This window comes from Vibrio sp. 1159 (assembly GCF_033340395.1).
Classification (GTDB): domain Bacteria; phylum Pseudomonadota; class Gammaproteobacteria; order Enterobacterales; family Vibrionaceae; genus Vibrio; species Vibrio alginolyticus.
This window is the reverse complement of the sequence record NZ_JAWOWL010000017.1, coordinates 1-26,417: the sequence shown is the minus strand read 5'-3', so window position 1 is coordinate 26,417 and position 26,417 is coordinate 1. Positions and strand designations below refer to the sequence as shown.

The following is a 26,417-nucleotide window of genomic DNA, read 5'->3' as shown; positions in this document are numbered from 1 at the left end:
TCCATTAAATAGTGATTTTGACCAAGATTCAATGGTTGTAGTGGTCTTTCCTGCGGATGAGAATGTGCAGCTTCTAACCCAGGCTGTGTTGGTTGAGATAGGTAGGGCTAGCTAAGTAAGCGGGTGGTTGAGTGATCAGTTTCACATATAACAAGCAGAAATCACTTTAGTCGATGTTGTTGTGCAGTTACGCAAATTGTTTATGTTAACGTCATGTTAAAGTTTGTGTGTGATAACTTGTGAAAAGACAACTATATGGATGAGCTTAAGGTTCTGAACTCGTTTATTCAGCAGAATGGCCTACCAGCGTTTGGCCACCTTGATGGAATTCCAACATCGTTACAGCTAGATAAATTTACCTACCTCGATGAGATGGATAAGCCGGTGTCTAAGTGGCGCCGTTACCGCGATTATAAGCAGTTTCAGTTCGTCAATTTGGTCACACCTAATTACGTCATTGGAGTAGCGATTGCTGATATACGGTATTTAGCATCCGGCTTTTGCTACCTGTTTGATATTAAAAAGAATAAGTTGATTGAGCAACAATGGTTGAAACCTTTTAATATAGGTTATCAAACTCAGCCTTCCAGTTGGTGCAGTCTTGCCCATCTTGCTAACAAAAGAGTTCAGTTTTCTATTAAGGATGGTATTTGGCACGTCCACTTTGTGACAGAGTCAGTCAATGCGGATCTCTATTTACGTCCAGAAAATATGAGTTTGCCATTAATGTTGTGTACGCCAACAGGTTATGCGGGTTGGACATATACTCAGAAGCACAATGCGTTAGCAGTAGACGGTAACTTGTTCATATTAGGAAAAGAGCAAGATCTTTCAGAGGTGGCTGCTGGTTACGATTTTTCCGCTGGGTACATGCGGCGAGAAACAAGTTGGCGCTGGGCGAGTATCAATTGCTTTGAGGATGACAGGCGTCTGGGGTTGAACTTGGCAGCTGGCGTTAATGAAACTGGCTATTGCGAAAATGTATTGTGGATTAATGGTCAGCGTCACTTTTTGCAACCTGTGCAGTTTCAGTTTTCACGAAGTGATGAAGGGCAAAAGTGGCATATTACGTCTGAAGATAAACGAGTTAACTTACAGTTCACGCCTTTGAATCGACGCTCAGAGAAGAAAAATTTTTGGCTTCTCAAAAGTAACTTTCGTCAGTACATCGGTTATTTCTCTGGCTATATTATCGATGGAAATGGCATCAAACATCAGTTAGAAGAAGTTATGGGTCTTACTGAAGATCACTATGCAAAATGGTAGAAACACAATGGATTGGACGCAGTTGATGGACCGCCCAGAATTACTTCTGATGATTCTGGCCCCAGTTTTCTTTTTCTGCATGCTTGCCGAATATTGGTTCGGACAAAGAAGGGGACGCTTGCCTGAAAGCGCGACGTATTACTTCCCTGAAGTAGCGTGTAATTTTGTTCTTGCGGGCTTACACCAAGCGACAGACATACTCACGGGTTTACTGATTGCTCAGTTGTATTTGTGGTGGTTTGATTGGCGTTTGTTTGATATCGAAATGAGCGTCTCAGCTTTTCTTTTACTTGTTGTCCTGCAAGATTTTTTCTATTACTGGTTTCATCGGGCTAGCCATCGTATTCGTTGGATGTGGGCCGCGCACGTTGTTCATCACAGTTCGGAAAGAATGAACTTCAGTACCGCATTTCGTCAAAGTTTAATGTATCCGCTAGCGGGGATGTGGATTTTTTGGTTGCCCTTGGTGATTATTGGTTTTGAGCCAAAATGGGTTGTCTTCGTTGTGTTGTTTAATCTGGGCTTACAGTTTTTTGTTCACACCCAATCAATTCGTTCGCTCGGGCCACTAGAGTGGGTATTTAACACGCCGTCTCATCATCGCGTTCATCATGGTGTGAACCGTCAGTACATCGACAAAAATTATGCGGGTGTATTAATTATTTGGGATCGAATGTTCGGAACGTTTGAACCAGAGGTGGAAACGGTTCGGTATGGGGTTTCTAAACCTGTAAACAGCTTTAATCCCATCCGCGTGACGTTTGCAGAATGGAAAGACATGTTTTATGACGTAACTCGACCAAACTTATCATGGAAACAACGCTGCCGCCGTTTGTTCGCTCCGCCATCGGATTTTTATGAGTAAATTGGATAAAGAGATTGGAGCGGGCAGCGGGAATCGAACCCGCATCATCAGCTTGGAAGGCTGAGGTAATAGCCATTATACGATGCCCGCGCATCGATAGGACTCAGTTAATATGCCACACTGCACGAAAAAGAAAAGTCTTTTCTCATCAAATGTTTGTCAGTTGCCTAAAAAAGTAGCGGACTGATGTTAAAGTGTTCATTGTCTCTGGTTTTTTGTGGCACTCGCGATTCTGCTACTAAGCCTAGGGGCTTCCAATTAGGTCGTAAACACCGAATTCTTAGGTGTTTAGATGTTGATGATATTCAAGATTTTCTGTGTAAAGGTTAATCTCGTTTATTGAACAGTCACGTTTCATGGTCAAGACTAGATATTGAAATGATTACTTTTTACTGTTGATGCGTATGTATAACACAGGGTAATTCTGCTGAAACAGTCAGCTTAACCAAAGGAGATTTAACATGATGAGAGGTTTGATATTAGGGCTGGTGGTGATGCTGGTATCTGCTTGTACTACCGTTACAACCGATGTAGATAAACAAGCCGACTTTTCAGCTTACAGAACGTTTGACTTCGGTGCTCAGGCGGAAGCTCCTACCAGTATTGATGGTCGACGTATTGAGCAAGGGCTTGCTGAACAGCTTGAGGGTAAGGGTTTAATTAAGGTAAATAGTGGCGGTGACCTTTACGTACATCATGATATCGTAGAAGAATCCGAGCTTGTTTCTTCAGGATCGTCGGTGAGCTTTGGCTATGGCTGGAATAGCTTTGGTGTGATCACTTCAAGCCCAGAAAGATATAAAGAGCGTAAGTATGGGAAGTTGGTGGTTGAACTGGTTGATGCAAAGGCTAATCAAGTCGTTTGGAAAGGCGTTTCAAGTCGTAAACTGTCTGAGTCAATGAGCTCTGAGAAAAGAGAATCTCTCATCCAAGAAGAAATCGCGAAGATGTTTGAAAGCTACCCTTACGGTGAAAAATAATTAGTATTCTTAACGATTAAGAATACTAATTGCCAATAGCTACGCACAGGGTTAAAAGAACTTATTATTTTGGTTTTGGTTACCTTTGTGCGTACGACTCTGATTGCTTTACTCGGACTACTTTTCTGCTTGCTGGCTCCGAGCATGAGCCTGGCGCACTCACACCCAAATTTTCTTTCCTTTCATAACCAGCATATCGCTGTTGACGCTAAGTCGAAGCACTTTTCAGAACATCCTATCTCTCCAATACAACAAGACTATCCGAGTTTAAACAGCCGGAATGTAGTGAGGGTTAGCCATGCTAAGGAAATGAGCTCGAACGACGATGTAGAACCCGAATGGTTTGAAATGCTTGATGTAGCATGGTGGGCGCATCGTTCGGCAATTTACTCGATGAAGTGGCTAAAACGCATCGGCAATGAGGCTTTAGATTGTTGTATTGAATGTATTTTTACTCACTCTAAATACAGAATCGGCGTGAGAAAAGAATCGAATTTCATATACCGCTTTATACATGCTCGCTAACACATTCCATGTTTTTGCAACTTTTGGTTAATTATGCTTAGGAGCGGTTTATGTTTGATTCGATCATTCAGGTCTTGAGTGCTTTTTGGCATCAAGATTTCACGGCGTTAATGGCGCCAGGCAGTGCAGGTTTGGTTTATTTTGTTGTTGCTGTGATTATCTTTTTGGAAAGTGGTTTTATTCCTGCTGCACCTTTCCCATGCGACAGTGTCGTCGTACTATCCGGTACGCTGGCGGCGGTTAGCGTCCTTGACCCAATTATGATCATGTTGGTGATAGCTGTTAGTGCGGGGTTGGGAAGTTGGGCGGCTTATTTACAAGGCAAGTGGCTAAATCGCTTACCTAAGGTCCAAGGCTGGGTGAGTGCGGTTCCTCAAAAGCGTTTGGAACAAGTCGACGTATTACTCAGTAAACATGGATTGGTTGCGCTTTTGTGCGCGCGGTTTATTCCGGTTGTTCGTTCCCTATTGCCATTAATGATGGGGTTGCGAGTGAAACGTATTAGTAAATTCCATTACTTTGCGTGGCTGAGTGCGATTTTATGGACGCTGATATTATGCGGTTTTGGTTCATTACTTCCTTTGCTACCGGAAAATATGAGCAAAGCAATCACAATGCTATTAATGGCGGCACCAATAATTACTCTTGTGATTGGAGTGCTTAGTTTCTTGTTTGTTAAAGCACGTCGAGCGTTCTGTAAACCCAAGGATGTGTCTGAGTTTTCTCAGTAAGTTTACTTGATTTGCACTTTTAAGCTTGTATGCAGATTAGACATCTAATCGACAGGTTTTTATCAGTAAAAAGAAAGGCGCATACATTGCGCCTTTCTTTTTGAGTGTCGTTAGGGTTTCGAATTTAATAGCCAATGCTATATAAGTATTCGCCAACTTCTTTGCACTGAGACTTGTAGATGTTCTCTACTTCAGACTCATTCTTATCTGCTGCTTTAAATTCAAGTTCGGCAGACGATAGCTGGTCAAAGCTGTAGTCTCTCTCAGACATTAAGTAGTGTCTGAACATCGCTCTGTGTTCCGGAACTGCAATACGTGCGTTAGAAACGTTGGCACACTCTAACAGAGTGTCGTTACTCATTTCTTCTGGCTTAGTTTCTGTGTTTGCTAAGGTTGAGCCCGCTGCAAATAGTAATGCTAGTGCGATGGTTGTAGCGATTCTTGTCATTATATGGACCTCAAATTGGTTCTAGTAACAATGAGCATATTGGCTCTTATCGTTACATTTTCGTGTTCTCTGTATGTCATAAAAAGTTAAACAACAGAGAAGGCGTTGCGACCATGAGTAAAGACGTACATTAAGTTCGCTTCCTTTCTTCCTGAGAGGCGATAAAGAGAGCGTTGACTCATGAGTCCGCCATAACTGTCTAGAGGTAAGCGAGATGCTTGTTTTGCCAACTCCAGTAGTGGTGGAGAAGAGAAAGCAATAAGTAAAAAATAATCAGGAGTAAAATCTGATGATAAAACGCCATCAGTAGCTGATGTTCGGCGACAGGAGACAAGCCCGAACAACTCGCGCTTTATATGTAGGTAGTAACTTTCTGAACCCCAAGAGCTCAGAGAAGCTGAGGCATGAAAATCAGTGTGTGCTAGCTCAAAATCGTCTTGTTGAGAGAGTTTAAGTAGGCGCTCGGAAGTGTAATGTTTGGTGTGGTGCCACTCATGCGCATATGAAGCTGTGATGAGCCCTGAGAGCAGGGAAAAAGAAAGCATCAATAATATACGGTGTAGATAACGCAAGAAGTAACCCTAAACATATAAAGCCACAGTTACCCACCATGATTAAGGAATCTTAGTGGAACTATGATAACGATGAAAGCCAGTGTCTGATCAACTCAGCGTATACTAACGAGATGGAAGGGGGATGAACAGAGTTTTCTGATCGCACTTAGGTATATCAGCGAATAACACAATAGTTTTCGCTTTCGAGTAAGCGAAAATGGAAAGAGAGTCGTTGCACAAGGACGATTAAGCTAACAGGATTATTACTGGGGAAGAAATAGAATCTTCTTTTTTCTTCCCCATATGTATCGCATCGGTATTACGCGCTTGCGTAAATAACGCTGCCGCCTTTTATAGTGTCAATGATCTCGCGAGACAACTTCTCTGGCAAAGCAGGGCAACCCCAACTGCGTCCGAGGTATCCATTCTTCTTGATGAAGGAAGGGTTTGCGTAATCGGCACCGTGCACGACAATGTAACGCTCGCGAGCTTTGTCGTTTAATCCAGAGCTTAGCCCATCTAATCGAAGTGAATAGCCATTTGAGCCGTAGTAAGTGGTATCAGTCAAAAAAGTGCCCAATGATGTTTTTCGCGAGTTTACGACATTTGAAAACTGTGTCGCTGTTTTCTTTCCGCTGTTCACGCCGTGAGAAACATACGTATTGTAGATTAGCTTCTTTTTATCTAAATCAACCACATAAAAACGCTTTTCAGTTGATGGTTTACTATAGTCGATGATCGTTAGTACCGACTTCTTTCTATCGGGTGTCTTCTGATAAGCGATGTAAGCGTCACTGAACAACTTAAAGTCTACTATGCCATCTAGCTTGGCTTGTTTAAACACATGTTCAACTTGCTTTGGTCGTAAATGATCCCTGGGTTCGTTATCTGATTGTTTTGCAAAAGCAAAAGGTGAGACAGACAACAGCGCGCATGTAAATAATAAAATTAACTTTTTCATCTTGGCTAAATAAAACTCTATGGTGTTACAAATTTACCGATTGCTTCATGCATTCGTTAAAACAACATGCACATCAATATAATTCTATTCCCAATGTTTCTTATTGCACGCTTAGGTGCTTGATATTGGGTTGACGATAAGTTTTCGAGTTAAAAACTAACTAATTGAAACTTATAAAAAATATGAAGTTTAACGATGATTTCTATAAACTTCGGCGTAAATAATATCTGATATATGTAATTAATAAAACTGTGTTTAAGGATATTTGTGAAGTTGCTAATTTATAAAAACGGCGTTTTATTTTTCGTACTTTAGAAACTCTTTTTATTTCAATGTGTTTTCTTTTTCTACGCTTTATCCAATACCTCAAAAGTTTGTGATTTAACTCGTAACAAATCGTAACGCCGAATCGTTATGTGTATAAGTGCATTTATAATGTATGAATAAACAACAGGGTGGTAAGAAAAGGCAGTAAAACAGCAGTGAATCGGTTGTTTTTAATTCACGATTGACAAAGCTAAGTCTAAGTCGTTCAAAAATTGAACTTGTGAATGTGTCGTTTAAGTGAGAGTGATGAGCTCGACAAAAGTGAAGTGACGCGTGCTATTGTTTATTCTCTAATTTATTCGATTACATAAGGAAGGGTACATAGTAAAAATTGAAAAAATAATTCTATCGTGTGGATTAAAGTATATAAATAATAAAACTTCGAAATTAAAAGATAAGAGCGCCAGATATTAATTCATTAAATTTTTGAACATGAAAGTAAACTCTATCTATTATGTTTGGTTTGGTTTGGTTTGGTTTGGTTTGGTTTGGTTTGGGTTGATTTGGTGTGAAAGCGCTCGTCTCATTAAGAAAAACGCTCAAAATTATTTAAGGACGGTTATGACAGCATTTAATAAAGTGTTTATTGTCACTCCCAATGTTAATGATTTTGCAATGTTGCAAGAGTCGCCATTGGAAATGTCTCTTCAAGTAACGGCAAGCAAACCTATCCAACTCTATGGAGAGTCTGTTAAAGCCAGTTGGAAAAGTATTGATATTGAATGGTTAGACGTTATGGGTGAAAAGCCATTGCCCAGGCCTGATATTGCAGCATGGGGATCTTTTACTCTTGCTGTATCCGCTTCTATTGCGGATAAGCTCGATGTGTTGAGCGAGAATGTCGAATTTTTACCATTAAATCTACAAGGAAAGCCTTGGCGAGCATTAAACATTGTCACTCAAATTGATGCCATTGATACCTCTGCTACCGAGTATAATCTTCGTCATGGTAAGCTAAGTCGTGCTAGACCGTTTAAGAAACTCGTTTTGAATAGAGAAGCCGTTAATGAATCTGACTTGTTCAGAGTAAAAGGTGCTGGGCTCAGAACGTTTTGCACGGACAAAAAAGGTGGCTTGTACGATAGCGTCAAAGCGCTGAATTTGACCGGTTTGGATTTCAAGGAAGTGCTGGTTTAAAAACGAATAAATAGTGATTTACTCAACTAAAGTCATAGAGATAGGTATGGGGGAACAAAAGCTGAGCATCTATCAATGAAGCTCATATACAGCCGCCACAGTTGTGACTGCTGTACGTCTCCCCTTAACTTATGTTCTTGAAACCCTAATTGAGCTGACCATGGACGCATCAAATCGACTGTCGTCATTTGCCGATTGCCACCACAAGCTCAATTGTTCTTTAGTCATTGGTTTACCAAATAAATAGCCTTGCATATAGTCGCAGCGGTATGCCGATAGCCATTCATGCATCATATTGTGTTCAATACCTTCTGCTGTAACCGTTTTATTTTGGGCATGGCATAGCTCAATAATAGGTTTGATCACATGGCCGTTGTTGGTGTTCATCAATGTAACGAGGAACTCTCGATCAAATTTGATTTTTTGAACCGGATACTGAACGAGCTGAGTTAACGATGTGTAACCAGAACCAAAGTCATCAATTGCAAGACGGTAGCCACGTTTTGATAGCTCATCAAGTAGAGCCGTGCCTTGTTGTTCTGCGGCAAAGGTTTCGGTTATTTCTATCTCAATACATTCTGGTTTAACACTGTGCAGTGTCGCTTGTTCATGGATGTAGTTTGCCATTTCTATCGAGTTTAGCTCTGCTGATGAAAGATTGACCGAAAGAACAATATCCTTACCGAAAATATTCCTTAATTGATGGTATTCCGCCGTTGCATTGGCGAAAACCCAGCGGTCAATTTTATCAAATAATCCGGCTTGCTCTGCAATTGGAATAAACTCCTTTGGGGGGATAGGGCCGATACCTTCGGCTTCCCAGCGCAACAAGACTTCTAACCCCTCAATTTCGTTGCTTCGATTGTTCATATAGGTTTGAAAAACAAGGTGGAATTCTTCCTCTACATTGCTTTTTCGGAGCGCACGTTCAAGCTGACTTCGTCTTTGAGACTCAATATTGAGAGCGGCTGAATAATAGGCGTATTGATTTTTCCCTGCCCGTTTTGCTTGATACATAGCCGCATCGGCACTGGAGAGTAACTTCGCGATGTCAGTACCGTCTTGAGGATATTGTGCAATACCTACGCTTGCCGTAACGGGAAATGAATTACTCCAAGATGAACTGAGATTACTAATCGGTTTTAGTAACTCTGATGCAAGCAAATCAGGCAAGCGTTTTACCTCTTGATTTGAGCTCAGCAAAATTGCAAATTCGTCACCAGACAACCTGGCGGCAAAGCAGGGGCTGTTGTAATCGTGCGAGAACTTTTGACAAGCATTCTTGATGTGTGATGAGAACACTTTTAATAAGTTATCTCCCAATTCATGCCCGTATTTATCATTCACGTATTTAAAGTTATCAAGATCGACGTAAACAACCCACAGAAACTGCGAAGGGGAGATAAGTTCACGAGTGGCAAGCTCATGAAAACGATGGCGATTGGCGAGTTGCGTCAGGTGATCCGTTTCAGCTAGGCGTTTTGTCTTTTTATAGATGACATTAAGTTCCTCATACATATCAAAAAAGCGTGCAGAGAGGCGCCCTATTTCATCGTTTGTTTCTAGCTTTTCAATATTGTCACGTTGATTAGATTCAAGTTCGTTCAGCTGCTTATCAAGTCGAGAGACAGGGCGCAACACATAGCGGTACAACACCAAAATGATTAATGTGATAGTGAAAAACGCCGCTACGCCAAAGGAGAAAGCAAGTTCTAGCCACACTTTATCGACTTTATTCCACATTAAATATTCGGCAGGAGAAAGCACGGCATAAAAGTGCGGCAGCAGCTCAATGGTTTGAGCGAGAGGAATATCAAGATAAATGGGTTTGTCGGCGAAAGTAATCACGCTGTGCGTGTCAAACTCGATTTCATGCTTAATCTCGTTAAAGGCTTCAAGTGATACGGAAACTACCACAAAAAACACATTTTTTGAGTCAAAGCTCAAAGGGTGAGTCCCCGTTCTTTTGTCGACGACCTCATATTGAAGAAGAATGCTTTGTCCACTGGAGTTATAAATAAAGCCAGTGTGACTGAAAGCCTCTCTCTCATTGAAACTTCGTGATATGTACTCTAACACCTTTGGGTCGACCACGCCCGATGATTCGTAATATTTGTTTTCTGTGTAGTAGAGAAGGTTTTGTTTTCCGTCGAGGATCGCCATGCTCGCATCGCCTTTGTAACCATGGCTCAATACTTCAGCGGTCTCGTCTAATCGGTTAAACAAGACTCGTTCACGATAGGGGTTGTTATGATTTACCAAATAGTCTTGTAATACATCACTTTTACTGAGCGTATAGGCATAGCTATTAAGAAAAATATTCGCTTGTCGAAACTGCCCGGCGAGCTTTTCCATCTGCAACTGAATATAGCTGTCTTCCCGCTTGATGAGCGTCACTTTTTGAATGCTATAAATAATATAGCTAGATACTAACGCGCTTAATAAGATCACTGGCGCGACAAGCAAAATGACTCTATTGCTTAACTTCATTATGGTTCTTAGTTTCCGTTTGTGTCCCTACAAACGTCGCGTACCAGGTAAGGTACTGAACGGATGATGTGTTTTGGCAAATTGTAACCAGATTGTAAGGTGAGCGTTCTCCAAAATCAGGCAGCTATCTAAGAATTGTGATGACGTGAAAGGTTTCGAGCTTATTAACTAGAGGTTTTCTCAGTAGTTGGACGTCTCTTTTCCTCCCTCCCTGTATAAAACCTAACTGTAATGACAGGGAAATACTGTCATCGAAACGTTTCGATGATAAAGTGTGACTCAAGTGCACTTTTCCTATTCAATGACAATTGAATTACAGATCATTCTCACACCTTATCGATCTCACACTGGTCAAATTGCGATGACGAATTATTATTTCATCGAAACGTTTCGATGAGTTTTCTGTTAATAACAAAACACTTTAAAACAGGCGCTCATGGTTGTATGAACGTGTAACCGAAAGGTCGATGAGATGAAAAAAAGTACCCTAATTAACTCAGATATTTCTTATTTGGTGGCGACGCTAGGCCACACCGACGAGATCACGATATGTGATGCTGGTCTACCAATCCCAGAGCATGTTCAGCGAATCGATTTGGCGCTAACGCATGGGGTACCAAGTTTTCTTGATACTGTTCGCGTAATTCTATCTGAGTCCCAAATCGAAGGGGTCATCATTGCGGAAGAGTTCTCTGATGCAAGCCCAGTTTTGCATGAAGCGTTGCTCAACGAACTGAGCAAAGAGAGTGAAGAAACGGGCAAATCTATTGAGGTGAGCTACGTGTCACATGAAGCGTTTAAAGCACGCACGGCCCAAAGTCGCGCTATCGTAAGAACGGGCGAATGCTCGCCATATGCGAACGTTATTTTCCAAGCGGGCGTGGTTTTTTAAGCCAGAGATATTGAGGACAGATTATGACTCAAGCCATTCTACAACTAAGCGAAATTGAGAAGGCGTTTCCGGGCGTAAAAGCACTCGACAAAGCAAGCCTGAATGTTTATCCAGGCCGTGTGATGGCGCTGATGGGTGAAAATGGAGCAGGCAAGTCAACGTTAATGAAGGTGTTGACAGGCATTTACCAAATGGATGCGGGGAGCATTCAATATCAAGGTCAGCCGGCGGCCTTTAAAGGTCCACGCGATTCACAGGAAGCTGGTATTAGCATTATTCACCAAGAGCTGAACCTGATTCCTGAACTGACGATTGCCGAAAATATTTACTTGGGACGAGAGTTCACTGGCTCCTTAGGGCGTATCCAGTGGGGCAAAATGTATGACGAGGCTGACAAGCTTTTAAAACGTCTGAATGTAAAGCATTCATCAAAAACATTGCTTGGCGATTTAAGCCTTGGTGAACAACAAATGGTGGAAATTGCAAAGGCACTTTCGTTTGAGTCGAAAGTCATCATTATGGATGAGCCAACGGACGCATTGACCGATACCGAAACGGAATCACTGTTTAAAGTGATTAATGAGCTCCGCGAGCAAGGATGCGGCATCGTATACATTTCGCATCGTCTTAAAGAAATCTTTGAAATCTGTGATGATATTACAGTGCTTCGTGATGGTAAGTTTATCGGTGAGTGCAAGGTGTCCGACACTGATGAAGATGGCCTAATTGAAATGATGGTTGGCCGAAAATTAGAAGAGCAATATCCACGTATTGATGTCCAACATGGCGAAACTTGTCTTGAAGTCATTGGTTTGACTGGGTCTGGCGTTCAGGATGTGAGCTTTACTCTCAAGCGTGGTGAGATTCTTGGAATTTCTGGCTTGATGGGCGCAGGCCGCACTGAACTCATGAAAGTCATTTACGGCGCATTACCTAGTGAGCATGGTGTTATCAATCTTGATAACAAAACTATTAACCCGGTTAGCCCGCAAGATGGCTTGGCAAATGGTATCGCTTACATCTCTGAAGATCGCAAAGGCGATGGTTTGGTTTTAGGTCTTTCAGTTAAGGATAACATGTCACTTTGTTCGCTAAACCAGCTGACCAAAGGCTTCCAGATTCAACACAGCGACGAAGTGATTGCAGTGGAAGATTTTATTAAGTTATTCAACATTAAAACCCCAACGCGAGATCAAATCATCGGCAACTTATCTGGTGGTAACCAGCAAAAAGTTGCGATAGCGAAAGGGTTAATGACGAAACCTAAAGTTCTGATTCTGGATGAGCCGACACGTGGTGTTGATGTCGGAGCAAAAAAAGAGATTTATCAGCTCATCAACAAGTTTAAGGCCGAAGGCATGAGCATCATCTTGGTTTCTTCCGAGATGCCTGAAGTGCTCGGCATGAGCGACCGTATTTTAGTGATGCATGAAGGTCGTATCACTGGCGAATTTGATGCGAAAGACGCCGATCAAGAAAAATTACTCGCCTGTGCCGTAGGCAAAGAGATCAATGAGGAAGCAGCATGAGTACGAATACCATGAGCAAACCAACCGAAACTGGCAACAAGAAGTTGTTCACAAAAGAGTGGCTGATTGAGCAAAAATCACTGATAGCTTTGATCTTTCTGATCGTTGTTGTGTCATTTTTGAACCCGAACTTTTTTACGGTCGACAACATTCTCAACATTCTTCGTCAAACCTCCGTGAATGCCATTATCGCAGTGGGTATGACATTAGTTATTTTAACAGCAGGCATAGACTTAAGTGTTGGTTCGGTATTGGCATTGTGTGGTGCCTTTGCGGCAAGCATGATTGCGCTTGAGGTTCCGGTGCTGGTGGCGGTTCCAACTGCTTTAGTCGCAGGTGCAGCGTTAGGTGCGATCAGCGGTATCATTATTGCGAAGGGTAAGGTGCAGGCATTTATCGCTACGCTGGTTACCATGACGTTACTACGCGGTGTGACCATGGTGTACACCGAAGGTCGTCCAATCTCGACAGGCTTTACTGACACCGCGGATGCGTTCGCATGGTTTGGTACTGGCTACGCGCTAGGCATTCCGGTTCCTGTTTGGTTAATGGTGGTTGTGTTTGCAGCGGCTTGGTATTTACTTAACCACACGCGCTTTGGTCGCTATGTTTACGCACTAGGCGGCAATGAGTCTGCGACTCGCCTATCAGGTATCAATGTAGACCGAGTGAAGATTGGTGTCTACGCCATCTGCGGTATGTTAGCAGCGCTTGCAGGCATTATTGTAACGTCTCGTCTTTCTTCGGCGCAGCCAACAGCGGGTATGGGCTACGAGCTAGACGCTATCGCAGCGGTTGTTCTTGGCGGTACCAGCTTGATGGGCGGTAAAGGTCGTATCATGGGTACCTTGATTGGTGCGCTGATCATCGGTTTCTTGAACAATGCACTTAACCTACTTGATGTTTCTTCCTACTACCAAATGATTGCAAAAGCAGTGGTTATCTTGCTGGCGGTATTGGTAGACAACAAAAACAAGTAATTCATAACAATCTGTATATAAAACAGTGAATACAAACCGAGTCAGGGGACGTGTACTGGCTCACCCTACACAAAGGACTAGAACGATGAAAAAACTTGCAACTCTTATCTCTGCTGCACTTCTTTCTTCAACCGTATCGGTAGCGGCGCAAGCTCAAGATACCATGGCGATTGTGGTTTCGACGCTAAACAACCCGTTCTTCGTAACGATGAAAGACGGTGCGGAAGCAAAAGCGAAAGAATTGGGGTACGACTTAATTGTACTGGACTCGCAAAATGACCCGAGTAAAGAACTGTCGAACATCGAGGATTTAAGTATTCGCGGCGTAAAAGCAATTCTTATCAACCCAACGGATTCTGATGCAGTGTCTAATGCAATTCGTATTGCGAACCGTTCTAAGATCCCTGTGTTGACATTAGACCGTGGTGCAAGCCGTGGTGAAGTCGTGAGTCACATCGCGTCGGATAACGTAATTGGTGGTGAAATGGCAGGCCACTACATCATGGAAAAAGTCGGCGAAAAAGCAAAAGTCATTCAACTTGAAGGTATTGCGGGCACATCGGCAGCGCGTGAGCGCGGTGAAGGCTTTATGAATGCCGTGAAGGGCAGCGATATGGATCTTCTTGCTAGCCAACCAGCTGACTTTGACCGCACAAAAGGTCTAAACGTAATGGAAAACCTGCTAGCGGCTAACCCGGATGTACAAGCGGTATTTGCACAGAATGATGAAATGGCGCTAGGTGCACTTCGCGCAGTTCAAGCTTCTGGTAAAGATGTCGTTATCGTTGGTTTTGATGGTACGGAAGACGGCATTGCAGCAGTTAACCGTGGCAAACTAGCGGCAACTATTGCTCAGCAACCAGACCTTATCGGTGCTTTAGGTGTTGAAACGGCTGACAAAGTTGTGAAAGGTGAAGAAGTAGAAGAGTACATCCCAGTGCCACTAAAAGTAGTCACTAAGTAAGTTTTAAGTTCAATAAATCATCCTAATTTTTGCTCTCTCCTCCGTTTATATCTGTCGTTTAGGAGGTGAGGGCAAGCTTACCCAAAATACTGCAAAGTGTGGGTATAGATGCCTTTGGCTTTTTATCGAGATTCCTTCGTCAGGAAGAGAAGTTAAAGTCATCTAATGTATTTTCCTAAACAGTTTTTTAAAAGGGTTCATTCAGAACCGAGGATAACCGTATGAATAAGTTAGTGGTGTTAGGTAGTGTAAACGCTGACCATGTTCTTCAAGTGCCTTCTTTCCCTCGCCCAGGCGAGACGCTGCATGGTCGCAACTATCAAGTTATCCCAGGTGGCAAAGGTGCCAACCAAGCCGTCGCGGCGGCGCGATTAAATGCAGACATAGGTTTTATCTCTTGTGTGGGCGACGACTCATTCGGCATTAACATTCGCGAAAACTTCAAAATGGACGGCATCGATATCACTGGTGTGAAGATGCAGCCAAATTGCCCGACAGGTATCGCGATGATTCAAGTGTCGGACAGTGGTGAGAACAGCATTTGCATTTCAGCTGAAGCAAACGCTAAACTGACAGCAGAAGCGATTGAGCCAGATTTAGAGCGTATTCGCCAAGCAGATTACTTGCTAATGCAATTGGAAACGCCGATGTGCGGCATTGAGAAAGCCGCGCGAATCGCGAAAGATGCCAAAACCAATGTCATTCTGAACCCAGCGCCAGCTCGCGAACTGTCAGATGAATTACTGTCTTGCATTGACGTGATTACACCAAATGAAACGGAAGCTGAAGTTCTGACAGGTATTACTGTAACAGACAACGAAAGCGCGCAAGAAGCGGCGAATGTGCTACATGGTAAAGGTATAGAAATTGTCATGATCACACTCGGTGCAAAAGGCGTTTGGCTAAGCCAAAACGGTCGAGGCGAAATCATCTCGGGTTTCCGCGTTGAAGCGACGGATACTACCGCTGCGGGCGATACATTTAATGGGGCATTCGTCACTGGTCTCCTAGAAGGTTTACCTTTAGAATCAGCGATTAAGTTTGCACATGCGGCGGCTGCAATTTCTGTGACCCGCTTTGGCGCGCAAACGTCGATTCCAACCCGCGAAGAGGTGGACGCGTTTCTCGCTGAACAATAAGGCGCACAACGCCTCATTAAAATAGGAGTAGTAACATGGCGACGATGAAAGACATCGCAAAACTGGCAGGGGTTTCCACTTCAACAGTGAGCCATGTTATTAACAAGACGCGTTTTGTGAGCGAAGAGATCTCTGAACGCGTTAACAATGCCGCAAAAGAGCTTAACTACTACGCGCCCTCTGCGTTGGCGCGTAGCCTCAAAGTCAATCGTACCAAAACCATTGGTATGCTCGTGACAACCTCAACCAACCCATTCTTTGGCGAAGTCGTAAAAGGCGTCGAACGCAGCTGCTACCAAAAAGGCTACAGCCTCATTTTATGTAACACCGAGGGTGATAACGAACGTATGCGTCAATCCATTAATACGCTATTGCAAAAGCGTGTCGATGGTTTGATCTTGATGTGCTCGTCGCTAGAAGGAGAGCGTATCGATGTATTTGAGCGTTACCCAGATATCCCAGTTGTGGTAATGGACTGGGGGCCGATGCTATTTACAAGCGATAAAATCCAAGACAACTCACTTCGTGGCGGTTACTTAGCGGCGAAATACTTAATTGATTGCGGCCATACCGAAATTGGGTGCATCACAGGCCCTTTGATTAAACACCAAGCGCAAATGCGATACGAAGGTTATAAGCGAGCAATGAACGAAGCTGGCTTGGAATTTAATGCCAATTGGATCATTGAGTCTGACTTCGAATGTGAGGGTGGGTATCAAGCATTCAAAAAAATGGCTCAGCGTGGCGCATTACCTAGCTCGATTTTCGTCTCTAACGATATGATGGCGATGGGGGTGATTAACGCCGCAAATGAGCTCGATATTAAAGTGCCGGACGACCTGTCCATTATTGGTTACGATGACATCCATATCGCGAAATTTATGTCGCCATCGCTAACTACCATTCATCAGCCTAAGTACCGTTTGGGGCAGGCTGCCGTTGAGACTCTTGTCCGAATACTGGACGACAAATCTAACGACGCTCAAGTCGTTCAACTGGAACCAACATTGGTTGTACGCAACAGTGTGACGAATTTCTCTTAATTAAAAACAAACGCATGGTTAACAAATTTAGTGCATATAATTTATAAAAAAATGGGCTAAAAAATAAATAAGCATGCAAAACAGATGTTCGAATTTATTAACTCAACATTTGAAAAGTGTGATTTTTTGCGAGTAACTCGAAAGATTTCGTGTCGATAGTGCGTAAAAAGCTTATTATTAATAAAGCCTATAATTAGATTTATAAATTATTGAGATGAATGGAAAATCTTTATGTTAGTTAAGAGATATGCACAGTATTCAGTAAAGAGGCCGTGGTTTCACCGTTTCAATATTTCACTAGTATTAACGGTGTTTGTCGTGAGTGTTTATGAACTACTTGCGAATGAAGAGTATGTATACTTGGCTGGCGTGGTGTTTACATTTGCTTCGACTTTACTGTTCGCGTCAGCATCGACGTTCAAAAAGCGCTACCTAGGACACGAGTCCTAGTTCATTTGGAATGAATAATTGAGATAAATAGGTACTTTCAAGTAAGTAATGAATCTGAATTATGATCGAGTGCATCAAGAGGAGGACAAATGTCCTCATTTTTGTTGGGGATCACGCTCTAATATAAGCGTATTCCAAACAAAATAATAAAGGACATGTTATGGACCTCTTTGCCTTACTCGATATTAATAATACTCTCGTTAACATTCCGATCGGCGACGGCTACGCAATGAGTTGGATCGAAGCTTTCGGTACCGTTTTTGGACTGCTTTGCATTTGGTTTGCCAGCCAAGAAAAAACCATCAACTACTTATTCGGTTTGCTGAATGTCACGCTTTTTGCCGTTATCTTTTTTCAAATTCAGTTATACGGATTATTGCTTCTTCAATTGTTTTTCTTCTGTGCGAACATTTACGGCTGGTATGCGTGGACCCGTCCAAACGCACAAGGTGAAACGCTGGAAGTTCGCTGGTTAAATAAACAGAAACTTATTACTACTGCCTCTATTAGCGTTGCATGTATCGCATTATTAACGATCTATATCGACCCATTTTTCTTTGCGCTAGCAAACATTGCTGTTGATAGCTTGAATCTCTTTGGTGCTGGCTTGGCTGAACCGGTGCTTGAACCTGACGCGTTCCCGTTCTGGGATGCAACCATGACAGTACTTTCTGTTGTTGCACAAATTCTGATGACACGTAAATACGTCGAAAACTGGATTCTATGGGTTGTGATTAACATTATCAGTGTGGGTATCTACGCGACGCAAGGTGTTTACGCAATGTCTGTTCAGTACGCGATTCTTATGTTCATCGCTGCCAATGGCACGCGTGAGTGGGCTCGTAGCGCTAAGCGCAATGGCGATAAAACCTTAGCGCACGCTGCTGCGTAAGGAACGAAAAATGGCCAAACAACCTCATATCGGAGTGGATGAAACACAAATCGCTCCCCTCGTTATTGTATGCGGCGAGCCAGATCGAGCGAATCGTATCGCGGCATTATTTGATGATGCAGAAATGGTGTCGGAAAACCGCGAGTATCGTGTGTTTACCGGCAACTACAAAGGCAAGCCTGTTTCAGTGTGTAGTACAGGTATAGGTGCGCCATCGATGATCATCGCAGTGGAAGAGCTAAAACAGTGCGGTGTGACTCATGTGGTACGCGTTGGATCGGCGGGGGCAATGCAATCAGGCATTCACCTTGGCGAGTTGATCATTGCCGAAGGCGCGGTAAGAGATGAGGGCGGCTCTAAAGCGTATGTCGATTCGTCTTATCCAGCCTACGCAAGCTTTTCACTGTTAAAGGAAGTTGAGCGTTACTTGTCGATGCAAAAAGTGCATTATCATTTTGGTGTGGTGCGTTCTCACGACAGTTTCTATACCGATGACGAGGATGCAATATGCCAACATTGGAACAAGAAAGGCATCTTAGGTGCCGATATGGAAACCTCTGCGCTGTTTACGGTCGGTCGACTACGAGGCCTTCATGTGGCTTCGATATTAAACAACGTGGTGCTGTATCAACAAGATGTGAAAGAAGGGGTTGGTCAGTACGTTGATGAGGCCAAAGTAATGATGCAAGGTGAGAAGAGTGCCGCGATTACGGCATTAGAAGCCTTGGTTGCTCAGCGTTAGCCAGTCTCTATCTCAGTAAGTCACATAAACAGAATAGATGTAAAGCGACAGGTCACTGTCGCTTTTTTATTTGGAGTTACGGGGTACAATCCACCTTAAATAGTTGTCCGTAACTTTTTCTGAGAGAGCAGAAAATGAAAATCAGCCCTTATCCGACTGGTCGCTTCAAAACATACCTTGAAGAAAAGAGTGCCACCTTTCGCGATTTGATTTATCAATGCCAAATAAATTCGCGTTACTTTGATGCTGGGGAAGCAATTCTCCGCCAAGGTGAGCAACTTCAGTACTTGTATGTTGTGCCAGTAGGTCGAGTCTCGATGAACATATTGGCCGCAAATGGACGACGTTTTCAATTAGGGGAAGCTAACTGCGACTATCATATTTATGGTGAAATGGAGTTCTTCACTCAGACCCCTTGTCAATGGAATGTGATAGCAGATGAACATATGCAGGTTGATGTTATCTGTATCCAAAAACTAACCGAAGCTCTGCAAAATCATCCTGAAATGATGGTGTTCTTCGCTTCAGCATTGGCTGAGGATTATCAAGACTCCATGGATATCTACACTAATCGTTTGTTGCATCCCATTACTTACAACATTGCCTATGATCTTCTCGTCCGTAATCAGACGGATAAGCTCCTTGGTGGCTTTGATAAAGTGAACCAAGAGGCTGAGCGGTTTGGCACCTCAGGCCGAGTCTATCGACGTGCAGTTAAGGACTTGATTGAAAAGGGATTGATTACCAAAACAGACAACGGTTTGGAGATTATTGATGAGCTGGCACTCAAAGCGTTTATTGAAGCGCATGAATGATACGCCCAGGTATTGAAACTAATGGGTTTTATAAGTCTTTGATATATCTAAGTCTTGAGTAAACGTAACTAATGTAAAGTACCTTAAATTTTGTTGAATGCATTAAAGAGTAGCGTTATATTGCGAACGCGTATGATAATAGATCTCATTAAGGCTTAACAAAATGAAAAAATTCGTTGGTGCGGCTATGCTGTCGTTATTTACTGTTTCTCCTTCTTTCGCTGCTAAAGTTGTGATTGACCACTACATGGGTCAAACAGAGCTAGAACAATCCCCAGAGCGTGTGGTTGTGATTGGCTTTGGCCCGCTAGATGCGCTGGACAACTTTGGTATCGATCCTGTTGCAGTATCTAACTCTTCTAATCTTCCTAGTTACCTTTCAAAATACAGCAAAGATAACTACACCTCTGCGGGTAGTTTGTTTGAACCTGATTTTGAAACCATCTACATGCAAAAACCGGATTTGATTTTGGTTGGTCCGCGGGCGTCTGCGAAATATGAAGAGCTGAGTGAAATTGCCCCTACAGTTGTTTTTGCGGCGAAAGAGAACCAAGGCTATTGGGAAGGCACGCAAGCGCAATGGCGCAATATTGGTAAGATCTTCAATATCGAAGAAAAAGTAGAGCAGAAAATTGAAGCGCTAGATGCTCAATTCAAAGCAATCCGTGACTACAACCAATCGAACAAAAATGATGCATTAACGATTTTAAGCATGGGTGACAATATCAGCGCGTTTGGTGCCCAGTCGCGATTTGGTGTCATTTATAACGACTTTGGCTTCTTGGAAACGGTTGAGCACGTGAAAACGGGCACTCACGGAGATGTCATTTCTTATGAGTTTATTCGTGAAGCTAACCCGAAAAATATTCTCGTGGTTGACCGAAATTCTCTGACAGGTACGCCGGATAACGATATTCGTAAATCTATGGATAACGACTTAGTCAAAGCGACTGCGGCATATAAAAATCATAAAATCACTTATTTAGATGTGGACGCGTGGTACTTGTCGATGTCTGGTGTGACAGCAACAGAAAAAATGGTCAGTGAGATAAAGCAAACCGTTGAACTGTAATCCAAGATAGCAGAGGTTAACTTTGAAGAAGTTATTGCTAACCCTTGTGGTTTTAAGCACGGTTTCGTTATTTGTTGGGGTGGCAAACATGACACCCCAACAACTCTTTTCAGGTGATGAGAAAGCATTAGAACTTTTCTTTACCAGCCGTATACCACGTTTATTTGCCATATTGCTTGCTGGTGCTGGCTTGAGTATTGCGGGTCTTGTCATGCAGCAAATCAGCCAGAACCGATTTGCGGCACCTTCTACAACTGGTACGATCGAATGTGCCATGCTGGGCTACGTACTGAGCGTGGTTTTCTTTGGTAATGATAATCACCTTTGGCTCGTGTTCGGCATCTCGGTATTTGGGACGCTGGCGTTTGTTTTCTTTATTCAGCGCATTCAATTTAAGAGCGTGGTTTTTGTGCCACTTGTCGGGATTATTTTCGGCAATGTCATCCAATCCATGACTACGTTTATCGCTTACAAATATGATGCACTTCAAAGTCTGAATGCTTGGACAGTCGCAAACTTCGCCAACATCTTGCGTGGTGATTTTGAACTGCTGTACATCGCGGTACCAATGGTTATCCTCAGCTATCTTTTTGCCGCAAGGATCTCTGCCGTAGGTATCGGAAAAGATTTCGCGATTAACTTGGGTTTGAATTATCAGCAGGTTGTGACGATTGGCGTGCTATTGGTGTCCATCATGTCAGCAAGTGTCGTGATGATTGTTGGCCAGTTGCCATTCTTAGGGCTGATTGTACCGAATCTCGTGAGTCACTTTTATGGCGATAACCTCAAAAAGAACATTCCGCTTACGGCCATGTATGGGGCCATTTTAGTGTTGTGTTGCGATTTGGTGAGTCGTTTAATTATTTTCCCTCATGAAATGCCAATCTCTATCGTGATTAGCATATTGGGTGGCGTGGTATTCATCGCAATGTTGTTGCGAGGTAAGCAACATGCGTGATTCAACGAAAATCCTGCTGCTAGGTGGCATTGCGATTCTTTTCGCGTGTCTGTTTATTGGTATTGGGCTAACGGCTGACAACTACCAATATTTTTTGTCTCGTAGAGTTCCTAAAGTATTGGCGATAGTGCTAGCGGGTGTGGCCATTGCTCAGTCTTCACTTGTATTTCAAACCATTACGCACAACCGAATTTTAACGCCAAGTATCATGGGTTTTGATGCGCTGTATGTGTTAACCCAAATTTTGATCGTGTTGATTTTTGGTGGGTTGAGTACCTTAGTTCTTAACTTGTACGTAAATTTCGCGATTGCAGTAATTGTAATGGTGTCGTTTTCGCTACTGCTGTTTGGGTTTTACTTTTCAAAAGGCAGCAAGAACTTGATTACGTTGCTATTGGTCGGCTTGATCTTTGGTCAGCTATTTTCCAATGCGGCGTCATTCTTTTCTTTGCTGATGGACCCAAACACATATGCAATTGTTCAGTCGAAACTGTACGCCAGTTTCAATAATGTCAAAGTGAACTTGGTTTACTTTAGTGCTCCGGCTTTGATGTTTGCATGTTGGTTGTTGTTTAGGATGCATCGCACTTTAGATGTGTTTTGGCTCGACCAAGACAATGCGAAAAGCTTGGGTGTTGATGTACCTAAAGTGACGAGAAATGTGTTTATTATCTCGGCGGTTTTGATTGCTATTTCTACGGCTTTGGTAGGGCCAATCATGTTCTTTGGTTTACTAGTGACCAACTTAAGCCGAGAAATGTTCCGAAGTTACCAACATAAAACGCTATTGGTCGGATGTTCGTTTCTATCCATAAGTTCACTACTTGCTGGGCAATGGATAATCGAAAACGTGTTCAGTTTTGAGACGACGTTGAGTGTCGTAATTAACTTTATCGGCGGTGCGTATTTCTTATACCTGCTGCTGAAAAACAAAGTTGTATAAATATGATAGTAATAGATAAATTAACGAAGGCTTTCGGTTCAAACAAAGTCGTAGACGAGGCCAATACTCAGTTTGAAAAGGGCAAGGTAACATCGATTATCGGTCCAAATGGCGCGGGAAAGAGCACGCTGTTATCTATGGCCTCGCGCTTAACGGAGCGAGATGGCGGTAGTGTTATCATTGATTGCAAGGAAATCGCGGAATGGGACACAAAAGAGCTAGCGAAAAAACTGGCAGTACTTCGCCAAGCTAACTCGATTACAATGCGGTTTACCGTAAAAGAGTTAGTCTCTTTTGGTCGTTTCCCATACTCTAAAGGAAATCTGACTAAAGAAGATCATGAGGTCATAGAACAAGCGATCGACTACTTAGATTTGCAAGATATTCAAGACAAATACTTGGATGAATTAAGTGGTGGTCAGCGACAGCTTGCATTTATTGCTATGGTGATTGCACAAGATACAGATTATGTCTTTCTTGATGAACCTCTTAATAACTTAGATATCAAACACTCTCTTCAGATCATGAAAGTTGTGCAGCAGTTAGCCCATGACATGAATAAAGCCATGGTGGTCGTGATTCATGATATTAATTTCGCGGCGTGTTACTCAGATGTCATATTGGCGCTTAAGAAAGGTAAAGTTGTGGCGAGTGGTGCGGTTGAAGATGTTATTCAAGCGTCTACGCTAGAGGACATCTATGAAACGCCATTTAACATCATAGAGTTAAACGGTAAGCGCATGTGTACTTATCATTAAGCGAGCTAGTTCGTTTTTAACGAGATCAATAGATAGGCGGGCTTACTTGGTGAGCTCGTCTATGATTGGGCATCGGCTCTCTGCATCTCCAGGACAAGAAGAAACCCAACCTTCAAGTTGCGTTTTGATCTCCATGAGGTGTGCAATTTTTTCTTCAACCTCTCTCAGTTTGTCCATGGTTCTTGCTTTTACTTCGCTACTTTTGCGATTGGGGTTATGAGCAAGTTGTACGAACTCTTTGCATTCTTGCAACGAAAAGCCTGCGCTTTTTGCGCGTGATACCAAGTTAAGCTCTTGAATATGATTATCTGAATATTCGCGATAGCCAGAGTCGCTACGCGCTGGTGGAGATATGATCCCTTTGTCTTCATATAATCGAATCGACTTAGATGAAAGCCCAGTGAGCTTCGCGACGGCACCAATATTCATGTTTAACCTCCATAACGTTTAAGGCGAGTATATACCGATGTTGTGGATAAGACACTCCTAAATAACAGTCAGTTACCTAGAGTCCCCTTACTCTTTAATCACTTCATGTGGTGGCACACCAAATGCCTTTTTAAAGGCATAAGTGAAGTTAGAAGGGTGGTGGTATCCGGCTTCATAGGCGGCTTCTGTTATCGTCACTAGGCCACGTTCCAAATGTTGCCTAGCAATCTCAAGACGTCGAAAACGAATGTAGCCGTTTATGGTCATATTAAGTGATTGTTTAAATCGACGCTGCAGGTTTGAAACACTCATTGAGAATTGGCTCGCCAACTTTTCCAAGCGTAGTTCTTGATCAAGGTGAGTTTCAATATAGCTGACAATATCCTCAATTCGACCATCAATGTGTCGTTCAATATTGCTGTTTTTAGCACTGAAATTCTTAGGAATTTGCTTGGTGGCTTGATGTAATATTTGATAGATCAAGCTTTCGACCTCTAGCTTTTCTTGGAACTCTTGCGGTGTTTCTCTATTTGTTAACGTTTCGGCCAGCTCGCATAGCGTCTGGTTAGGCTCCAACTGTTGAAACGCCTGATGAGAGTTAAAAAAGGCTCGATGACTACAATTTTGCTCAAGGCGGGCCTCTAGCCATTGGGGCTTAACCAATATGTTGATCTTATTAATGAGGTTATCTTTGAGCAGTGAACGACGAAAATTTGCAGGTTTGAGTAAGTTCACCACTACACCCTTAGGGCCGTCGCTCGCGTCTAAATCAAATTGCAAATCGTCGTAGCCAAACGAGAGTCTACCTTCTAAAAGAATAGTGACCAGCAGTGAGGCGTGTGCAGTAGAAACAATATTCGAATCAATAAGTTCTAGACAACGCCCGCCATGAACAAAAATTTGATCATTGTACTGATATGATAGGAACTTACCTTCGGCCAGTTGAGTTTGACAAGGTTGGCCTTGCGTGACAATCCATTGTTTCTCTGTCGCCTCTAGTCTTTGGGTTAAAGCTATCTTGGCAATTTTAGTTCGTTTTGTTGTGACTTCCTGCATTTGACACTTCCTCATAACACTTGTGCGATTTCGCATAACCGAATCGCCTTTGTATTTATAAAACTCATGCTTATTATACCTGAGAATTATTATCATTAATATTTAGGAGTTAAGTTATGGAAAGCCCTGCTTGTTCACCTATCAAGCTTTCAAGCCTTTGCCTTGCAGTGGGAATGGCGCTATCAACCCCTGTTTTAGCTCAAGATACTGAGTCACATTTTGAAGAGGTCGTTGTATGGGGAACGAAAGTTTCCAGCAACACTGAGTCGATGTTTGCGGACGACATGTCACTGAAGCAAGCGGATCATATGTCTGATTTACTGCGCGATATTCCCGGTGTGGATGTTGGTGGCACACACTCTGTGAATCAACGTATTACGATTCGTGGTTTGAGCGAAACCGATTTGGACATTCGTCTTGACGGTGCTTCTCAGCATGCGAGCATGTTCCATCATATTGGTAACTTGACGTTGAACCCTGACATTCTCAAATCTGCGGACATTCAGGTAGGTAATAACTCTGTGACTCAAAACGGGTTAGGCGGTTCGGTCTACTTTGAAACGAAAGACGCTCGTGACTTACTTCGTTACGATGAAAAGTTTGGTGCGCGTGTTTATGGCGGCTATGCATCCAACGACAACCAACAAGGTTCGTTGACACTGTACGGACTTTTGTCCGAAAACATTGATGCGATGGTCTATGGCCATTACGTTACGCGTGATGATTTTGAAGATGGTGATGGCAATAAAACCTATGGTGCTGCAGGTGATGTTTACAACATTCTGGCTAAGCTGGGGTATGAACTAAATGACATCCATCGTTTTGAGCTCTCTTATGACATGTACCGAGACAGTGGAGATTACAGTCCGCGTCCTGATATGTCGGGTAGTGCAAATAATAGCCTGTCGAGCAAGTTACTTATCCCTACGGATTATGACCGCGATACCGTTACCTTGAGTTACGAGTTGCGAGGCGAACAACACCAAGGAAACGTCACTCTTTATAATACCGAGACAGAAATTAAACGTGACGAAACGGTGATGGCCCCTCGTTGGCCCTCGAACCGTTTATCAAAGAACACCGCCAAAAACCAAAACTTTGGTTTGAATGGCAAATTCCAGTCAGATGTTATGTTAGGTGAGTTTGATAATCGAGTCACTTATGGCTTCGACTACATGGATAAAACGTCTTCGAGTTACTACGGTAGTCGTAAGTTTATGGACGAATCGGCGATTTCAACCGCACTGTTTGTAGAAGATCAGTTCTTCTTCTCTGATGCCTTCTTTATTACTGCAGGTATGCGCTTTGATGATTACAAACGCAAAGCTGAGACAGGAAACAGTAATTATGATGATGTGACTTGGGCTCTAGCAGCAGAATGGGCGGTGACGCAAGATTGGACGTTGTTTGCGAGTGCACGCTCTCTATTTAAAGGTCCAGAGCTAATGGAAACCTTTATTGCTTACCAAGA

General features: G+C 42.9%; 27 protein-coding genes and 1 tRNA gene. 21 read left to right on the top strand and 7 right to left on the bottom strand.

What is annotated here, in order from left to right:
• Positions 1 to 255 precede the first annotated feature (255 nt).
• The gene (locus tag R7127_RS14445) at positions 256 to 1,266 is read left to right on the top strand and encodes a DUF2804 domain-containing protein (protein WP_033906458.1); all 1,011 of its coding nucleotides are present in this window, start codon (positions 256 to 258) and stop codon (positions 1,264 to 1,266) included.
• Between the two features lie 7 nt (positions 1,267 to 1,273).
• Entirely contained in the window at positions 1,274 to 2,131 is an 858-nt protein-coding gene (locus R7127_RS14440; protein WP_005373167.1) for a sterol desaturase family protein, read from the top strand.
• A gap of 15 nt (positions 2,132 to 2,146) precedes the next feature.
• Here R7127_RS14440 and R7127_RS14435 read toward each other — a convergent pair.
• Positions 2,147 to 2,221: transfer RNA gene (locus R7127_RS14435), tRNA-Gly, on the bottom strand.
• 371 nt (positions 2,222 to 2,592) lie between these two features.
• Here R7127_RS14435 and R7127_RS14430 point away from each other — a divergent pair.
• The 3 genes from R7127_RS14430 to R7127_RS14420 all read left to right on the top strand — a co-directional run bounded on the left by R7127_RS14430 (position 2,593) and on the right by R7127_RS14420 (position 4,367).
• Positions 2,593 to 3,111, top strand: coding sequence for a DUF4136 domain-containing protein (locus tag R7127_RS14430; RefSeq protein WP_005382627.1), 519 nt, complete (start codon positions 2,593 to 2,595; stop codon positions 3,109 to 3,111).
• An 87-nt stretch (positions 3,112 to 3,198) separates the two neighbouring features.
• On the top strand, positions 3,199 to 3,636 hold the full coding sequence (locus R7127_RS14425) for a hypothetical protein (protein WP_230238006.1): 438 nt from the start codon (positions 3,199 to 3,201) through the stop codon (positions 3,634 to 3,636).
• Between the two features lie 50 nt (positions 3,637 to 3,686).
• Positions 3,687 to 4,367 carry a DedA family protein gene (locus tag R7127_RS14420; RefSeq protein ID WP_033906460.1) on the top strand — a complete coding sequence of 227 codons (681 nt, stop codon included), beginning with the start codon at positions 3,687 to 3,689 and terminating at the stop codon, positions 4,365 to 4,367.
• Positions 4,368 to 4,491: 124 nt separating this feature from the next.
• Here R7127_RS14420 and R7127_RS14415 read toward each other — a convergent pair whose 3' ends face one another.
• From R7127_RS14415 to R7127_RS14405, 3 genes are all read right to left on the bottom strand, one after another.
• Complete coding sequence (locus tag R7127_RS14415) at positions 4,492 to 4,815, bottom strand: hypothetical protein (protein WP_005373158.1); 324 nt, start codon at positions 4,813 to 4,815, stop codon at positions 4,492 to 4,494.
• Between the two features lie 86 nt (positions 4,816 to 4,901).
• Positions 4,902 to 5,360, bottom strand: coding sequence for a hypothetical protein (locus tag R7127_RS14410; protein WP_033906462.1), 459 nt, complete (start codon positions 5,358 to 5,360; stop codon positions 4,902 to 4,904).
• A gap of 328 nt (positions 5,361 to 5,688) precedes the next feature.
• A complete protein-coding gene (locus R7127_RS14405; protein ID WP_005373154.1) occupies positions 5,689 to 6,330 on the bottom strand; it encodes a murein L,D-transpeptidase catalytic domain family protein in 642 nt (213 codons plus the stop codon).
• 888 nt (positions 6,331 to 7,218) lie between these two features.
• Here R7127_RS14405 and R7127_RS14400 point away from each other — a divergent pair.
• Positions 7,219 to 7,794: an imm11 family protein gene (locus R7127_RS14400; protein WP_017635389.1), complete on the top strand. Its 576-nt coding sequence runs from the start codon at positions 7,219 to 7,221 to the stop codon at positions 7,792 to 7,794.
• Between the two features lie 129 nt (positions 7,795 to 7,923).
• Here R7127_RS14400 and R7127_RS14395 read toward each other — a convergent pair whose 3' ends face one another.
• On the bottom strand, positions 7,924 to 10,284 hold the full coding sequence (locus R7127_RS14395; RefSeq protein WP_318141988.1) for an EAL domain-containing protein: 2,361 nt from the start codon (positions 10,282 to 10,284) through the stop codon (positions 7,924 to 7,926).
• A 472-nt stretch (positions 10,285 to 10,756) separates the two neighbouring features.
• On the opposite strand from R7127_RS14395, the gene rbsD reads away from it, so the two are divergent.
• From rbsD to vctC, 14 genes are all read left to right on the top strand, one after another.
• Positions 10,757 to 11,176 (top strand): D-ribose pyranase, encoded by a 420-nt coding sequence (gene rbsD, locus R7127_RS14390; RefSeq protein WP_005382620.1) that lies wholly within the window; start codon positions 10,757 to 10,759, stop codon positions 11,174 to 11,176.
• 23 nt (positions 11,177 to 11,199) lie between these two features.
• Positions 11,200 to 12,705, top strand: a complete 1,506-nt coding sequence (gene rbsA / locus R7127_RS14385; RefSeq protein ID WP_206971439.1) for a ribose ABC transporter ATP-binding protein RbsA — start codon at positions 11,200 to 11,202, stop codon at positions 12,703 to 12,705.
• Positions 12,702 to 13,685 (top strand): ribose ABC transporter permease, encoded by a 984-nt coding sequence (gene rbsC, locus R7127_RS14380; protein ID WP_005382618.1) that lies wholly within the window; start codon positions 12,702 to 12,704, stop codon positions 13,683 to 13,685. Before rbsA ends, rbsC begins: the two co-directional genes overlap by 4 nt.
• A gap of 85 nt (positions 13,686 to 13,770) precedes the next feature.
• Positions 13,771 to 14,649 carry a ribose ABC transporter substrate-binding protein RbsB gene (gene rbsB, locus R7127_RS14375; RefSeq protein WP_172563761.1) on the top strand — a complete coding sequence of 293 codons (879 nt, stop codon included), beginning with the start codon at positions 13,771 to 13,773 and terminating at the stop codon, positions 14,647 to 14,649.
• 221 nt (positions 14,650 to 14,870) lie between these two features.
• On the top strand, positions 14,871 to 15,788 hold the full coding sequence (gene rbsK, locus R7127_RS14370) for a ribokinase (RefSeq protein WP_172563762.1): 918 nt from the start codon (positions 14,871 to 14,873) through the stop codon (positions 15,786 to 15,788).
• Between the two features lie 35 nt (positions 15,789 to 15,823).
• Positions 15,824 to 16,831, top strand: a complete 1,008-nt coding sequence (locus R7127_RS14365) for a substrate-binding domain-containing protein (RefSeq protein WP_172563763.1) — start codon at positions 15,824 to 15,826, stop codon at positions 16,829 to 16,831.
• 231 nt (positions 16,832 to 17,062) lie between these two features.
• On the top strand, positions 17,063 to 17,281 hold the full coding sequence (locus tag R7127_RS14360) for a hypothetical protein (protein ID WP_005499106.1): 219 nt from the start codon (positions 17,063 to 17,065) through the stop codon (positions 17,279 to 17,281).
• 160 nt (positions 17,282 to 17,441) lie between these two features.
• On the top strand, positions 17,442 to 18,173 hold the full coding sequence (gene pnuC, locus R7127_RS14355; RefSeq protein WP_025767870.1) for a nicotinamide riboside transporter PnuC: 732 nt from the start codon (positions 17,442 to 17,444) through the stop codon (positions 18,171 to 18,173).
• Between the two features lie 10 nt (positions 18,174 to 18,183).
• Positions 18,184 to 18,915 (top strand): nucleoside phosphorylase, encoded by a 732-nt coding sequence (locus tag R7127_RS14350; protein ID WP_017635382.1) that lies wholly within the window; start codon positions 18,184 to 18,186, stop codon positions 18,913 to 18,915.
• 134 nt (positions 18,916 to 19,049) lie between these two features.
• Positions 19,050 to 19,730: a Crp/Fnr family transcriptional regulator gene (locus R7127_RS14345; RefSeq protein ID WP_042522565.1), complete on the top strand. Its 681-nt coding sequence runs from the start codon at positions 19,050 to 19,052 to the stop codon at positions 19,728 to 19,730.
• Positions 19,731 to 19,893: 163 nt separating this feature from the next.
• Positions 19,894 to 20,802, top strand: coding sequence for a siderophore ABC transporter substrate-binding protein (locus R7127_RS14340; protein WP_005376635.1), 909 nt, complete (start codon positions 19,894 to 19,896; stop codon positions 20,800 to 20,802).
• Positions 20,803 to 20,824: 22 nt separating this feature from the next.
• Entirely contained in the window at positions 20,825 to 21,760 is a 936-nt protein-coding gene (vctD, locus tag R7127_RS14335) for an iron chelate uptake ABC transporter permease subunit VctD (protein ID WP_017820306.1), read from the top strand.
• Entirely contained in the window at positions 21,753 to 22,703 is a 951-nt protein-coding gene (gene vctG, locus R7127_RS14330; RefSeq protein WP_005376631.1) for an iron chelate uptake ABC transporter permease subunit VctG, read from the top strand. Before vctD ends, vctG begins: the two co-directional genes overlap by 8 nt.
• 2 nt (positions 22,704 to 22,705) lie before the next feature.
• Positions 22,706 to 23,461, top strand: coding sequence for an iron chelate ABC transporter ATP-binding protein VctC (gene vctC, locus R7127_RS14325; RefSeq protein WP_025767868.1), 756 nt, complete (start codon positions 22,706 to 22,708; stop codon positions 23,459 to 23,461).
• Positions 23,462 to 23,503: 42 nt separating this feature from the next.
• Here vctC and cueR read toward each other — a convergent pair whose 3' ends face one another.
• Both cueR and R7127_RS14315 read right to left on the bottom strand, forming a co-directional pair.
• The gene (cueR, locus tag R7127_RS14320) at positions 23,504 to 23,890 is read right to left on the bottom strand and encodes a Cu(I)-responsive transcriptional regulator (protein WP_005376627.1); all 387 of its coding nucleotides are present in this window, start codon (positions 23,888 to 23,890) and stop codon (positions 23,504 to 23,506) included.
• Between the two features lie 87 nt (positions 23,891 to 23,977).
• Positions 23,978 to 24,946 (bottom strand): helix-turn-helix domain-containing protein, encoded by a 969-nt coding sequence (locus tag R7127_RS14315; protein ID WP_025767867.1) that lies wholly within the window; start codon positions 24,944 to 24,946, stop codon positions 23,978 to 23,980.
• Between the two features lie 116 nt (positions 24,947 to 25,062).
• Between R7127_RS14315 and R7127_RS14310 the strand changes: the two genes are divergently transcribed.
• Positions 25,063 to 26,417, top strand: a 1,355-nt coding sequence (locus tag R7127_RS14310) for a TonB-dependent receptor plug domain-containing protein (RefSeq protein WP_318148456.1), incomplete at its 3' end; no start/stop codon positions are given.